Source organism: Paenibacillus sp. FSL H8-0048, assembly GCF_038002825.1.
Lineage (GTDB): Bacteria > Bacillota > Bacilli > Paenibacillales > Paenibacillaceae > Paenibacillus_AQ.
The window spans coordinates 1600986-1614843 of sequence record NZ_JBBODF010000001.1; the positions used below are offsets into that span (position 1 = coordinate 1600986).

Annotated in this window: 14 protein-coding genes; 6 read left to right on the plus strand and 8 right to left on the minus strand. The window is 54.2% G+C overall.

Annotated elements, in window-relative coordinates:
• Positions 1–49 precede the first annotated feature (49 nt).
• Complete coding sequence (locus tag NSU18_RS07145) at positions 50–451, minus strand: hypothetical protein (protein ID WP_341148646.1); 402 nt, start codon at positions 449–451, stop codon at positions 50–52.
• A gap of 3 nt (positions 452–454) precedes the next feature.
• A complete protein-coding gene (locus NSU18_RS07150) occupies positions 455–859 on the minus strand; it encodes a hypothetical protein (RefSeq protein WP_341020917.1) in 405 nt (134 codons plus the stop codon).
• Between the two features lie 156 nt (positions 860–1015).
• Here NSU18_RS07150 and NSU18_RS07155 point away from each other — a divergent pair, with 156 nt between their 5' ends.
• Complete coding sequence (locus tag NSU18_RS07155) at positions 1016–1780, plus strand: SGNH/GDSL hydrolase family protein (RefSeq protein WP_341148647.1); 765 nt, start codon at positions 1016–1018, stop codon at positions 1778–1780.
• 48 nt (positions 1781–1828) lie between these two features.
• On the opposite strand, the gene NSU18_RS07160 is transcribed toward NSU18_RS07155, so the two are convergent.
• Positions 1829–2926, minus strand: a complete 1098-nt coding sequence (locus NSU18_RS07160) for a glycosyltransferase (RefSeq protein WP_341148648.1) — start codon at positions 2924–2926, stop codon at positions 1829–1831.
• Positions 2927–3111: 185 nt separating this feature from the next.
• Here NSU18_RS07160 and thiD point away from each other — a divergent pair, with 185 nt between their 5' ends.
• Positions 3112–3924 carry a bifunctional hydroxymethylpyrimidine kinase/phosphomethylpyrimidine kinase gene (gene thiD / locus NSU18_RS07165; protein WP_341148649.1) on the plus strand — a complete coding sequence of 271 codons (813 nt, stop codon included), beginning with the start codon at positions 3112–3114 and terminating at the stop codon, positions 3922–3924.
• Between the two features lie 117 nt (positions 3925–4041).
• Here thiD and NSU18_RS07170 read toward each other — a convergent pair whose 3' ends face one another.
• From NSU18_RS07170 to NSU18_RS07180, 3 genes are all read right to left on the minus strand, one after another.
• A complete protein-coding gene (locus NSU18_RS07170) occupies positions 4042–4947 on the minus strand; it encodes a hypothetical protein (protein WP_341020909.1) in 906 nt (301 codons plus the stop codon).
• 74 nt (positions 4948–5021) lie between these two features.
• On the minus strand, positions 5022–5552 hold the full coding sequence (locus tag NSU18_RS07175) for a GNAT family N-acetyltransferase (RefSeq protein ID WP_341148650.1): 531 nt from the start codon (positions 5550–5552) through the stop codon (positions 5022–5024).
• Positions 5553–5597: 45 nt separating this feature from the next.
• On the minus strand, positions 5598–6419 hold the full coding sequence (locus NSU18_RS07180; RefSeq protein ID WP_341020904.1) for an AraC family transcriptional regulator: 822 nt from the start codon (positions 6417–6419) through the stop codon (positions 5598–5600).
• Positions 6420–6554: 135 nt separating this feature from the next.
• Between NSU18_RS07180 and NSU18_RS07185 the strand changes: the two genes are divergently transcribed.
• The 4 genes from NSU18_RS07185 to NSU18_RS07200 all read left to right on the plus strand — a co-directional run bounded on the left by NSU18_RS07185 (position 6555) and on the right by NSU18_RS07200 (position 12422).
• Complete coding sequence (locus NSU18_RS07185) at positions 6555–9668, plus strand: glycoside hydrolase family 2 TIM barrel-domain containing protein (protein ID WP_341148651.1); 3114 nt, start codon at positions 6555–6557, stop codon at positions 9666–9668.
• A 163-nt stretch (positions 9669–9831) separates the two neighbouring features.
• Entirely contained in the window at positions 9832–10806 is a 975-nt protein-coding gene (locus NSU18_RS07190; protein WP_341148652.1) for a phosphotransferase, read from the plus strand.
• 159 nt (positions 10807–10965) lie between these two features.
• Complete coding sequence (locus tag NSU18_RS07195; RefSeq protein ID WP_036729806.1) at positions 10966–11460, plus strand: RNA polymerase sigma factor; 495 nt, start codon at positions 10966–10968, stop codon at positions 11458–11460.
• Positions 11457–12422, plus strand: a complete 966-nt coding sequence (locus NSU18_RS07200; protein WP_341020896.1) for a hypothetical protein — start codon at positions 11457–11459, stop codon at positions 12420–12422. Before NSU18_RS07195 ends, NSU18_RS07200 begins: the two co-directional genes overlap by 4 nt.
• Before the next feature lie 359 nt (positions 12423–12781).
• Here the strand turns inward: NSU18_RS07200 and NSU18_RS07205 are convergent, their stop codons facing one another.
• Together NSU18_RS07205 and NSU18_RS07210 are read right to left on the minus strand one after the other, a co-directional pair.
• Positions 12782–13318 carry an AAA family ATPase gene (locus NSU18_RS07205; protein ID WP_341020893.1) on the minus strand — a complete coding sequence of 179 codons (537 nt, stop codon included), beginning with the start codon at positions 13316–13318 and terminating at the stop codon, positions 12782–12784.
• On the minus strand, positions 13315–13743 hold the full coding sequence (locus NSU18_RS07210) for a hypothetical protein (RefSeq protein WP_341148653.1): 429 nt from the start codon (positions 13741–13743) through the stop codon (positions 13315–13317). The genes NSU18_RS07205 and NSU18_RS07210 overlap by 4 nt, the downstream gene beginning before the upstream one ends.
• Positions 13744–13858 lie beyond the last annotated feature (115 nt).

A 13858-nucleotide genomic window follows, 5' to 3' on the forward strand; every position in this document is an offset into this window, starting at 1 on the left:
TATAGGTTTGCAGCCAAAAGACCGGGGAGTGTTACTCCCCGGCGTCAGATTAGGATACGGATATGCCCGAGAATACCAGCGGGCCGATGATCACCGGCGGATTCCCGGTACCGATGGCGGACACAACGAGGGCATAGCCGTAATAACCGGCAGGAATGCCGCTGTCTGTAAAGAATAAATGAACGGCTTCATAGCTATCCACGGTCCATGGACTGGATCTTGCCGTGAAGATCTGCACCGCATTCCGTACAATGGTAAAAATCAGATTGGAGGCGCTTGGCGTGTTGTTCTGGAGGCCGATTGTCGCCTCAAGCAGAACCAGACCGTTCGTCCCTACAGACACCCCGAACTGTCCCAGAATCGTGCTGTTAGGTACCCTTCTTACAGGGAGTGAAGCAGATTGGCTGAAGCTGGACGGGACACTTTTACCGAAATCAATGATAGCCGCCATCGCTTACACCAGAGAGAGGCCCGAGAAATCAACAGGACCGATCAGATTAGCAGAATTCAGTGTAGAGGAATTCACTTGTGAAATCGTCAACGTATAAGCGAAATATCCTGACGGAAAGTTAAGATCCACATAAGAGAGACTGAGCGGAGCATATTGGCTCCCGCCGGGTGCCGTTGTCAGCAGGGTAAACACGGGTGTTCCTGAACGCAGGATGGTAAGCAGCAGATTGGGATTGCCCAGCGTAGTCTGAACACCAACCGTGGCATTTAGCAGGACACTCCCGCCCTGTAAGGTGGCAAGCCCGAATTCGGTCAGCGCATAGCTGGAGGGGGACAGAGGAACAGGGATAGTGATTGATTGGCTGAAGCTGGTAATTGCACTTTTGCTGAAATCAATGATTTGCGTCATCAATATGGCCTCCTGGTAACAAATTCCTTCTCCATTATTCTATGGGGAATTCAGGCTGCTGACTGGACTAAGAAACCATGACATCTATACATAGGCACGGCTGCATGTATGGTTTACACTGATTGTATATACACTAGGGTTATCGGAGGCGGGAGCATGAACAAGGATGAGGAACTGCAAGAGTCCATCGGGTCTCAGTTCAAATATATGGTCAGCGGGGATTCTATCTCCAAGGGCGTTGTGTATGACGAGACAAGAAGCAAGTATGTCATTCTGGAGGATAATTATGTATCTATGCTTCAGGGCAAGCTCAAGGGAGCGATGCGCAATACGGCCAGATTCGGCAATACGCTGATGAAGGGCTTCGGCAATCTGAAGCGGGATGTATTGAAGGAGAAGCCGGATGTGGTGCTGATTGAATACGGCGGCAATGACTGTGACTACCATTGGGGAGAGATTGCGAGCAACCCTGAGGCAGAGCATAGTCCCAAGACGGATTTTCCGGCCTTCGAGCGGATGCTGACGGATATGATTCATTTCCTGAAGAACCAGGGGATCACACCAATCCTGATGAGTCTGCCTCCGCTGAATGCGGACAACTACTTCAAGTGGGTCAGCGGCAACAATCCCGTTTCCGAAGTGAACATTATGAAATTCCTCGGCAGCGTCACCAAGATCTACTGGTGGCAGGAGCGTTACAACTCCGCTATCCTCAAGGTCGCCGAGAGTACCAGGACCAAGATTATCGATGTCCGGGGCGCCTTCCTGCAGCAGCCGGATTACACCAAGTTCATCTGCCGGGATGGCATCCACCCTAACCGGGACGGCCACCGGATTATCTACGACAAGGTGCTGGAATTCATCCGTACGAGCGAACCTCAGCTGCTGCTGGAGCCTGCGGCAATGCCTGGACATCCTTAGACAATCAATAAGCGCTCCCCCAGCCTCGGCGGGGGAGCGCTTATTGGTTCAGAGCTGCTGCAAGGAGACATATTTGTCGCCCAGAAGCTTCTGGAAGTAATTCCGGTTATACAGCATGCTGGGATGGCCGGGGGAATGAAGCAGCGCAGTCTCATTATACCGGTTAGCCCGTTCATGCTGGCCCAGCCGGTCGTAGCAGAGCGCAAGCTGCAGATTCGGAATCCAGGTGGAGAAGGCTTCATTCTTCATCGCCATGGATTCCGCCTGCCTTGGCAGCTGAAGCGCAAGCTCAAACCAGTAGATGGCCGGGTGAAGCTGGCCCTTCTCCAGATGCCAGGTCCCCAGCCGGCAGCAGCCCTCGGCACGCGGAGCATCATATTGCAGCGCACGGGTGACTGCAGTGAAGGCCGCTTCCTTGTCCCCCAGCGCTTCCAGGCATTCAGCCAGCCGCAGGCAGGCCTGAATATTGTCTTCAATCCAGCCCTGCCCGCCGCTGAGGAACTGCTCATAATACCGGCAGGCCTCCCTGTGAATTCCATGGTCCCGCAGCTCATTGGCGAAATAATATTGATCGCGTGCAGAGAAGCTCTCCCCTTCCGCTTCCCTTTTGCGGTAGATCCGCAGATTACGGTCTGTGTACGCTTTATCCTTCTCATGGGTAACACAGACGGCACTTGCCAGCGAAGGGCCGTAGACCTCCAGATATTCATGCACCGGACCGATCCAGCGGAACCCGCACGCCCGGCGGACCAGCCGGTTGCGCCGCAAGGAGGTCGTCACCCTCCCCTCCCCGTCAAAAGCGAGATTATACTGCATATTCACACTGTCCACTTGTTCCGGCATCGAAGACTTCAGCTCCCTAAACAGCGCCTGATCCTCTTCTCTCAGATAGTCGTCCGCATCCAGCCAGAAGATATAATCCCGGGTCGCCTTGCTGAAGGCGTAATTACGGGCAGCGGAGAAATCATGAGTCCAGGTAAAATCATAAACTGCGGCTCCGAAGGCACCGGCAATCTCCTTGGTGCGGTCTACCGATCCCGTATCGACAAGAACGATCTCATCGACCAGCCCTTCCACAGATGCCAGGCAGCGGGGCAGGCTCTTCTCCTCATTGCGGACAATCATGCATAAACTGATCTCAATCATGGCAGCCTCCTGAATAAAGAATCCACTAGACTACCATGATATGCAGTGCAGCAACCGGCAAACCCTTGCTCTCACCCAAGGGCTGCGGTGCGTTTTTGGAGCTTATACTTTTTTTGCGGACTAAGCCGATGATTTTTGTTATAATAAGCAGCATACTATCCATATACAAGAAGGGGACGTTACCTTTGTCAAAAATCATTAAGACATTAACCATTGCCGGCAGTGACTCCAGCGGAGGCGCAGGCATTCAGGCAGACCTCAAAACCTTTGAGGAATACGGCACCTACGGCCTTAGTGCCCTGACTACAATTGTAACGATGGACCCTGACCGGGGCTGGCATCATAATGTATACCCTGTCGATGCTGCCATCGTTGCCGAACAGCTCAAGACGATCTTCGCCGGCGGTCCTGTGGATGCCATGAAGACCGGTATGCTCGGCAGTGTAGAGATTGTTAAGGTTACTGAACAGGCCCTGAAGAACAACAAGCAGACCAATGTCGTAATCGATCCGGTTATGGTATGCAAAGGCGAGGATGAAGTACTGAACCCGGAGAGTGCAGATGCCATCCGCGATCTGCTGCTGCCGCTGGCTACGGTGGCTACTCCCAATCTGTTCGAAGCCGGAGTGCTATCCGGTCTTGGCAAGCTGACTACGCTTGATCAGATGAAGGAAGCTGCCCGCCTGATCCATCAGCTCGGCACCCGGAATGTTGTCGTCAAGGGCGGCAAGGCGCTGGGCGGCGACAAGGCGATTGATATCTTCTTCGACGGCAGCGAATACCTCGTTCTGGAGACTGCGAAGATCGAGCCTGCCCATAACCATGGCGCCGGCTGCACCTTCGCCGCAGCGATTACCGGCGGACTAGCTAACGGCTTGCCGGTGAAGGATGCTGTGGTGAAGGCGAAGGATTTCGTATCCGCCGCCATCCGTAACGGATATGCGTTCAATGAATATGTCGGTCCTGTATTCCACGGGGGCTACCGCTTAGAGCAGTAAAGCCCAGCGGAACTTCAACCCAAGTGAACACGTACATTTTTCTCCACACCAAAGGGGTGTCCCAAGCAGCCATTTCATGGCTCTTGGGACACCCCTTCTTTTTACTGTGTATCCTGTTTACTTAACGGGCGGCTCCTCCGCAATATGCTTCACGAACGCCAGCATCTTATCCTTGTCCTTGTCATTCAGAACACCGATAATGATCGATTTCGCATTATAATTGATGGGCAGCTCTGAGATGAATGGGGATTTCAGAATATCTACACCATACAGCTCATTCTTGCCCGTGTCCTCATTGACTCCCCACTGCATCCGGGCATCGTCCGCAGCCAGCTTCCCGTCCGCCGTGATCGACTCCAGATTCTGGAATCCGGTCTGCCCGCCGATCCACTTGACGGTGGCCTCATCCAGCACGAGGATATCCGGCCGGTTCGCCGCCAGCTCCACAACTGCCTTTTGCATATAGTTCATATCCAGCGAGTCAGAGCCGTCGCCCGTTCTGGGCAGATAAGTCATCACCGTCTCCACCCGCTTCCACTGCGGGTAAGCCGCGATGATCGCCTTCTCCAGCTCCTCGGTCTTACCGCTCGTATCCGTGACACCGAAGCTGCCGATGAACATAATCTTCGCATCCACAGGCGGCAGGGAAGCCAGATATTGTCGATGCTGGTAATTGTCATAGAGAGCCTTCCCGCCAAAAATCACCACCAGCAGCCCGATAATGCCAAGGATCACATGTGTTTTGTATAGCCGCATGAAGGTCTCCCACTTGCTCGCTGTACCGGAGAAACGTCCGTACTTGGCAAGCCGCTCATCTTCGGCCTTCTGGATCTCCTGCTCGTCCCAGGTATCCAGAATCAGCTTGTACGCCCGGAAATCAGCTTCGTAGTCTGCGATCTCTTGCTCTGTAGTCAGGGAGCGTCTTCGCTTCAGGAGCAAGTCGAACCGCTTGTTCAGTTCCTCTCTGGTTACGGTTTCAGGTAAGCCTAACTGCACATACGCTTGCTTCAGGTTCTCGTTCACATTGAATTCTCCTTTGATATGGATGATGCCATAATTCTATATTAACAGACTTCACCCTGTATTCTCCACTCGCGCTATAGGCGGGCAGCCAGGTCCGGGGTCTCCATCAGCAGGAACTCCATTTCGCTCTCTCCGTGCTGATGCATGAAGCTATGTAAAAAGACGAAGCCTGCCTTCTTATACAAGCGGACTGCCCTCTGATTAAAGGCTGCCACCGACAATCTGAATCGCTCCGCGTCATACGTCCGCTCTGCAAACCTCATCCCCGCCTGCAGGAAAGCCAGTCCATGGCCCTGCCCCGTCAGATCCGGTCTTAACCCCAAGCCGATATCGAGGGCCGTTCCATCGAGGTAGAGTCCGCTCTCTATCCCTTCCCCCACCTGCGCGTTCTGCCCGTAACAGAAGAACCCGATCAACGCTCCGTCCGCAGCAGCTACGCTGAAATAAGAGCCATCCAGCAGCTCCTCGATATCCTCTGCGGCATCAGCCGCATCCAGCATATTGTACAGGGCATATGGCGGCTCATATCTCCAGTTGACGATCTCTCTGGCCGCCGGTTCATCCATTAACCGGATCTGATAACCTCTGCTTTGTCCCAGGATCACTACAACATCCCTCCTCTCTTTGTTTTTTTCTAATTATAGCAGCCTCTAGTCCAATCCGTGCAGTCCTCTCCACTCTTCCGGCTGCATGCCGGTAATGCGTTTGAAGACGGCGCAGAAATAGCTGACATTCTCGAAGCCTGCCCGCTGCGCGATTTCATAGATCCGCTGCCCCCGGCTGCTGAACATCAGCTGCTTGCTCCGGTTGACCCGCTGCTTGTTAATATAGGCCACCGGCCGTTCACGGACGGTCCGCTGGAACAGCCGGCACAGATACTGCGGCGAGACAGACGCCACCTCGGCCAGCTCCTTCAGCAGCAGCGGACGGTGCAGGTGAAGCTCGATATATTGCAGCACCGGCTTCATCCGTGCAAGCTCGTTGTCCTCATTCGAGGCCGGAAGCAGGCTGCGCTTCAGATCCAGCAGCAGGGCATACAGCAGCTTGGAACGCTCCAGATTGTCCTGCAGCTCATTGCCGGAGGAGAGGGTTAGCATCTCTTCCAGCGGAGCAAGTATGGGCTCTGCCCGCAAGCGTCCAACCCCGGACTCGCGGATTCCGGCGTAGAGCAGCATCTGGGCTGCTTCTCTTCCGTTGAACGAGATCCAGGCCAGCTCCCACTCCCGGCTAAGCGGGGTATAGGAATGGGGAACATCGGGGTAGAGACAGAACAGGTCGCCCGCCTCCGCAAGGTAGGACTTGCCCCTGATATTGACTTCACCTTTCCCCCCGAGGACCTGGTGCAGCTGATAATCCGGGAAGCCCGCAGGCCGGGCCATCTCCCCCTGATGCTCCCAATACCCGATGGTCGTCGCATACAGCGGCAGCAGAAGCATATCTTCCATCTCGCAAAAGATCATCGTGCTATCCATAGCGTTCTCCTTCCAGCTGCAAGCTCGCTTTGATCTGTTGTTTCATATTTTATTATAACTGAAGAAAATCATTATATATACCCAGAACATTTCCCATCCTATAATATGAATATAACAATATAAGGAGATGTTAACTTGCGCAACAAACTCTCATATCAGCAGCCTGCCAACGGATATCCCGAATGGAACAATAATCCTGAGATTTTTCAATTGAACCGTATAGACGCCCATGCCTCCATGATGTCCTTCCCGGAAGCGGCAGACGCCCTTCAAGGAGATAAAGCTTCCTCCTCCCGCTACCAGTCGCTGAACGGAACGTGGAAATTCGCTTTTGCCGAAACACCGGACGCACGGATCAAGGACTTCTATAAGAACGGATACGACGCTGCCGGCTGGGCAGATATCGCCGTTCCTTCCCACTGGCAGTTCCAGGGATATGATTATCCCCAGTACACCAATGTCCGCTATCCTTGGGAAGTGTCCGAGCCGGATCTGAAGCCTCCCTTCGCTCCAACGGTATACAATCCGGTAGGCTCCTATATCCGTTCTTTCAGCGTTCCGCAGGATTGGGACGGACAACCTGTATTCCTCAGCTTCCAAGGTGTGGAATCGGCCTTCTATGTATGGGTGAACGGAGAACTCGCCGGATACAGTGAGGATACCTTCACACCGTCAGAATTCGATATCACTGCCTACTTGCTTCCCGGCGAGAACAAGCTTGCGGTTGAAGTCTATCGCTGGTGTGATGCAAGCTGGCTCGAAGATCAGGACTTCTGGCGTCTGAGCGGAATTTTCCGCGATGTCTATCTCTACACTGCACCTCCGGTAAGGGTAGCCGACTTCTTCGTCCGCACCGTGCTGGACAAGAGCTTCACCGATGCGGAGCTGCAACTCGACCTGATGCTGGAGAACTATTATAACCGGGTCACCTCCGCACACTCCGTAGAAGTACAGCTCTACGATAGCAAGCAGCAGCCGGTATGGGCAGCGCCGGTGTCAGCCGGGTTTGCTTTTGAAGGGGAGGGAACTCAGCTGCTTAAGCTGTCTGCAGCCGTGAAGAACCCGTTGAAATGGAGCGCGGAGAAGCCTAACCTCTACACCCTGCTGATTTCGGTGAAGGACGATCAGGGACAGCTGCTGGAGGCGCTCAGCTGCAAGACGGGCTTCCGGACCTTCGAGATCCAGGACGGCCTGATGAAGATCAACGGCAAACGGATCGTATTCAAGGGAACGAACCGCCATGAATTCTCCTGCGATACCGGCCGTGCGCTCTCCAAGGAAGATATGATCACCGACATCAAGCTGATGAAGCTGCACAATATCAATGCCGTGCGGACCTCCCACTATCCGAACCAATCGGTATGGTACGAGCTGTGCGATGAATACGGTCTCTATGTGATCGATGAGACGAACCTGGAGACACATGGCTCATGGCAATACGGGCAAAAGGAACTGCATGAGGGCAACGTTCCCGGCAGCCGCCCGGAATGGCGCGCGAACGTCATTGACCGCTGTAACTCCATGATGCAGCGCGACAAGAACCACACGTCCGTCATCATCTGGTCGCTTGGCAATGAATCCTTCGGCGGCGATAACTTCCTGGCCATGTATGACCACTTGAAGCAAGCTGACCCGACCCGTCCGGTGCATTACGAAGGTACTTATCATTACAGACCTTCGGACGCGGCAAGCGATATTGAATCAACGATGTACATCAAGCCGGATGAAGTCGTGGAGTACGCACTCAGTAATCCGAAGAAGCCTTATATTCTATGCGAGTATAGCCATGCCATGGGCAACTCCTGCGGCGGCCTGCATCTGTACACCGAGCTGTTCGACAAATATGACAGCATTCAGGGCGGATTCATCTGGGACTGGGTGGATCAGGCAATCCGCACAACCACTCCTGAAGGCGTGTCTTATCTGGCTTACGGCGGGGATTTCGGGGAGCAGCCGCATGACGGCAACTTCAGCGGCAACGGACTGCTGTTCGCGGACCGCAGCGTGACGCCTAAGCTCTACGAGGTGAAGAAATGCTACCAGAATATCACCATCACCGCCCTTGATCTGAAGAGCGGAAGCTTCGAAGCCCGCAACCACTTCCTGTTCACGGATCTGGCAGACTATCAGCTGAGATGGTCGCTGGCTCTGAACGGCAAGACGGCCCAGGAAGGACAATTGCCGCTCTCCGCAGCGCCTGGGGAAGCAGTCAGCTTCACGGTTCCGCTGGATCCAGCGCTGCTGGAATCCGATAAGGAAGCTGTGCTTACGGTGTCATTCGTTCAAGAGGGCGCAACCGCCTGGTCTGAGGCCGCGCATGAAATTGCCTGGGAGCAGTTCGTGTTAACCCCGTATATTCCGTCCCGGAGCCCGGAGGTTTCGGGCGGCACCCTGCAAGTGAAGGAGCAGGATGGCTTCCTGTCCTTCGAGGGCAGCGGATTCGCGCTTGCCTTCGAGACAGCAACCGGCGCGCTTGTCTCGCTGAAGTCCTCCGGGAAGGAAGTTCTGCTCGCACCGGCCAGACCTAACTTCTGGAGAGCTGTTACAGACAATGATCTGGGCAATAAGCATCCTGAGCGCTGTGCGGTCTGGAAGGAAGCGTCCTACGCGCGTCAGCTGGCCCGGTTCAGCTGCCGTGTAGAAGGGGGCCTCGGCTTCGTCACCGCCGATTATCTGCTGGGTACACAGCCGCAGTCTACCCTGCGTGTTCATTACGAGATTCGTACAGATGGTTCAGTCGAGATCGTACAGGAGCTTAACCCGGGCAGCAGCACCCTGCCGGAGATCCCGGAATTCGGAATGGTCTTCGAGCTGGACAGCAGCCTGGACACGGTCTCCTGGTATGGCCGCGGGCCGCATGAGAACTATTGGGACCGTAAAGCCGGAGCTCCGCTGGGACTCTACTCAGGCAAGGTCAGTGAGCAGTTCACGGATTACCTCCGCCCTCAGGAATGCGGCAACAAGACGGATGTCCGGTATGCTTCTGTCACTGCAGGACGCGAAGGACACGGCTTGTCTGTGGAAGGTGCAGTCCCACTCGAAGTCAATGCGCTTCCTTGGTCTCCGGCCGAGCTCGAAGCCAGCGACCACGGCTACAAGCTGCCAGCCTCTGACAAGACCGTGCTGCGTGTCAATTATAAGCAAATGGGTGTGGGCGGCGACGACAGCTGGGGTGCGCCAACCCATGAGCAGTTCACCCTGCCGGCTAACCGTCCGTATACCTTCAAGTTCAAGCTGACACTTGTCTAAGCAAGCATAAGATTTTCTGTATAGAGGGCAGTCCGGCAAGCCGTAAATTGGCTGGCCGGACTGCCCTCTTTTTTAAAGAAAGTTTATCTTGATAATCCCCGGAAATCCGGCGAGAATGGAGTCATAATCAGTCTCTTATTCGGTCAGATGAGGAGAAATAGGTATGTCAGACACAGCCGCAAGAATCCGGGATGAAATCCTGGATTCTATGACAGAACGATTCGGGATGCATGTCACTGAAGCGGTCCAGATTAATCAGGGCTTCCTGAATCTGAAGTGGAGACTGGACAGTGATCAGGGCCGTCTATTCGTGAAGCAATACAGCAAGATCCGTTACCCTGAAGCGCTCACCCGCGGACTTGAGGTCTCCTTAAGTCATCAGGACCATCTATACCTGGAAGGCCTTCCTGTTCCGAAATTATTTTCACACGCGGGGAATTATGTCTTGAGAACGCCTTCACAGGAACGGTACGTGCTGATGGCCCTATGTGACGGGCACAGTGTTGCCCCCGGCTCGGCCACAGTGCAGCAGATGTATACGCTGGGCAGAGTAGTCGGCCAGATGCACAAGCTGCTCAATGCGCTGCCTGCTTCTTTGCCGCTGTACTGGGAGGTCCGCAGTCAGGCGTCTATGTTGAGGAATTGGGAGACACGCTATATTCAGGCCACCGCCCGGCAGAGCGAGGATACGATATCGGCGCTTGAGCTGCAGCGGAGGATCATCGACCGGATGGACACCGGCATCTTCGCGGACTGCGGACGGGGCTGGGGACACCGGGATTTGTTCGTGGATAATATCCTCTTCAGCACAGATCAGGTGGCGGCGATCCTGGACTTCGACAGGCTGCATTACGTCTACCCGGAGTTCGATGTAGCCCGGCCGATCCTTTCCTGCGCGCTGTCAGAAGGCGGGATCGGACTGGAACAGGTAAGGGCTTTTGTGACGGGCTACCGTGAACATCTCCCCTTGCCTGCAAGCACCCTCATCCGTTCGCTGAAATTAACCTGGTGGAAGGAAGCCGAATGGATTGCCGTGCCCGGGCAGGATGAATTCCCGCCGCTCGTCCGCTTCCGTCAGGAGAATCAGTGGCTCGCGGCTAACTGGGACCGCTTGAATGATATGTTCGCCGGAATCTGAGGGATCTAAAGAATCTAAAGAATTGGGATAGGGCCATTAATCATGGCCCTTTTTTGCTGTATCCGGGTGAGCTTACGGCAAGCAGAATAAATTCCCGGAAACAAAATGTGACCGGATGCCGTCCTAAAGAGTGTTATAGATAAAGGAGGGCATAACCTCATGCAGCAACCCATGACCCGGCCGGGCCATCCTGTGATGAAAAGCTACGAACAATATGCAGATATGCTATACCGGATTGCCCTGGTTCATCTGGGCAGCCGCCAGGATGCCGAAGAGGCTACGCAGGACACCTTCATCAAGCTGATGGAGAAGGCTCCCGTATTCAAGGATGACGAACACCAGAAGGCCTGGCTGATCCGGGTCATCACCAATCATTGCAAGAATCTGCTGGGCAGAGGCTGGCGCAAGCGCGAGGTCAAGCTCGAAGGGGTGGAGCCGGTTACGGCCGATAACCCCGAAGAGCTGGCGGTCTTGCAGCTAGTGCTGGCCCTGCCGGTGAAGTATAAGACTGTGATTCATCTGTACTATTACGAGGATTACCCCGTCCAGGAGATCAGCAGAATTCTGCAGATCAGCGAGTCGGCCGTGAAGATGAGACTTCAGCGCGGGCGCCAGCTGTTAAGACTGGAACTGGAAGGAGCAGAAGCGGAATGAAGGAAGATCAGTTTCGAACCCAATATAAGAAAGCGGTGGATACTATGAGTGCAAGCAGAGAAATGAAGCAAGGCTTAGAAGGTAAAATGGAACAAAGACGCCGTCCGCGTAAAATGGTCTATATTGCAGCAAGCGTGCTGGTTGCTGCCGGAATCGGCTTGGCCGGACCAAGCGTGATGAAGCAGCTGGGCGGAACTGGTTCACCTAATCAAGTGGCCCAGGTCGATCCGGGTACACCAGCTGCGGGCAATGCCGCAGGAGTCGTCATTCCCAAGATCGAGCTGCCGGATAAAAGCTCCGGTGCTGTGGCCGATATGATCGGCCTGGTTGTCTACCAAGGCAATATCTATACCCAGGCGGCGATCCGCATGGAAGCGGCCGATGCAGCTGCACTGCGCGGAGAGAAGCTGGGCCGCACGACCAGCGGGATTGATGAATGGAGCGGTAAGGATGCATATACGGAGCTGGCCTCGAACATTGGGGAGACGGATATCTATGCCGTCAAAGGATATGATTCCGGCTTCCTGGTCATGTCCTATACAGAGGTGGACGGCCAGGTGTTCGCAGAGCTGTTCGAACACACGAACGGGATTACGGTCCATAGCGGTGCCGATCTCATTGGCAAGCTGAACCTGGACGGGCGCATTGCCTCCGCCCAGTGGGAGAGCTTCGACAGCTGGAATAACGGCAAACAGCAATACCTGCCGCTGCCCGAAGGCGCAGCGCTTGACGGGTTCCTGAACGCCCTCATGACCGCCAAGCCCCTATCCGCCGATCCGCTCATGGAGCAAGGCATCTATGACCAAGACGACCGCAAGCTGGTCTATCTCCAGCTTGCGGACAAAACCCGGGTCGAGCTGACCCTGTTCGGCCAGGGACTCGTGCGCTACAGCAATGCTCCGGTATTCTTCGAGGTTGAACCCGGTGCCTTCAAGGCGCTGTGGAGCAGCATGGAGCCTTAAGCCTATGCCGATGCTTACACTCACTGGCCGCTTATAGAGTGAGTTGTTGCACTTCTTGCAGGATTCCTCTGAACCTATTACCGGCTGAAGTACAATGTTGCAATATTTGCACAATTTTCGGTATTCAGAGCCAATTAACCCTGGATTTGTTGCCTTTCGTGCAGGATTTCAGCATATACCGTTTGTATTGGGCAGTATTGTTGTATTTCATGCAGGATTCCTCTATACCTGCTACTGGCTATGGAGATTGGACCTATCCCTCAGCGCAGCAGCATCCGTTGTATTCGGTTTCTCCTAACCAGCAAGCGAAAAGCCATCCGGCGGGATGGCTTTTATCCTTTTATCCGCAACAGCAGCAGTTAACTTAATGTTCCCTGCCTCCATTTCGACCCGATATACTCCTTAATCTGCTCCGCCACACGGGCTGGAGGTGTAGAGGTTGATTCAAAGGTCGGCATCGGCGGATCATAGTCCGTATCGGCATGTTCCAGCAGCCACTGCGCGAATTCCTCGTGCTGCCTGAGCATATCTTCAGTCCAGGTAGCTGCATCCTCCCGGCCCCGCAGGCGGGCATTCCGGGTGGCATCGTCACAATGCAGGTTAATAAAGTGCACTTCGCTGAACGCATCATATACATCGCATTTCTTGGCATCCCAAGGCATCATCGTCCCGCAAATAACCGTTCCTCTCCCCGACAACGCAACGGCACGCGCACAATGAAACAGCACATTATACCGGTCCTGGTACTCCAGCTTCTTTCCCGTGCTTCCGAAGTTATCATCATCCGTACTGAACAGCACGAATTCCGGCATCTGCTCCCTCAGCTCGTGCATGACCGTGGTTTTACCTACTCCGCTGGCTCCGGTGATAATGAATAATGGCAACTTGGCAGTCATAGGTCCTCCATCCTCTCTTCACTCAAATATTCCGATATGTACCGCTGATCCGCCTCCGAGCTTGTCCAGAACACCACGGGTGCAAGCGTAATGTTCATCCGGCGCAAGGCCACATTCCGGTGGCGTCCATCATTGATTGCAAACGTCCCGTCAGCATAATTTACAATTAACGGAGGCATATCCCACTTGCTGTAACAGGCTGTCATTGTCTCTACAATACTGAAGAAACGGGCTTGTTCATCTAATGCAGTCAGATACGAGGGCGCACCTTCCTCTATTCCGAACCTCGTAATATCTACAATCACCGGCCCTGTATAGACTCTGGGTTCCAGCAATAATCCGTCTGCCAGCACCACATTCTTCCCGTCATTCCGCAAAAAAAGCTGCACCCACTCGTGGATAGCCCCCCGCCCGGCATATTCCATAGCACAACCAGTTGTCCCGTATATCATCCTGAATGTCTGCCTTTCCTTGTGGGATATCTTCATCATAGCCGTGAGCGCAGCAGACAGCCTATACCGAAAATAATTTAAGCTGTTT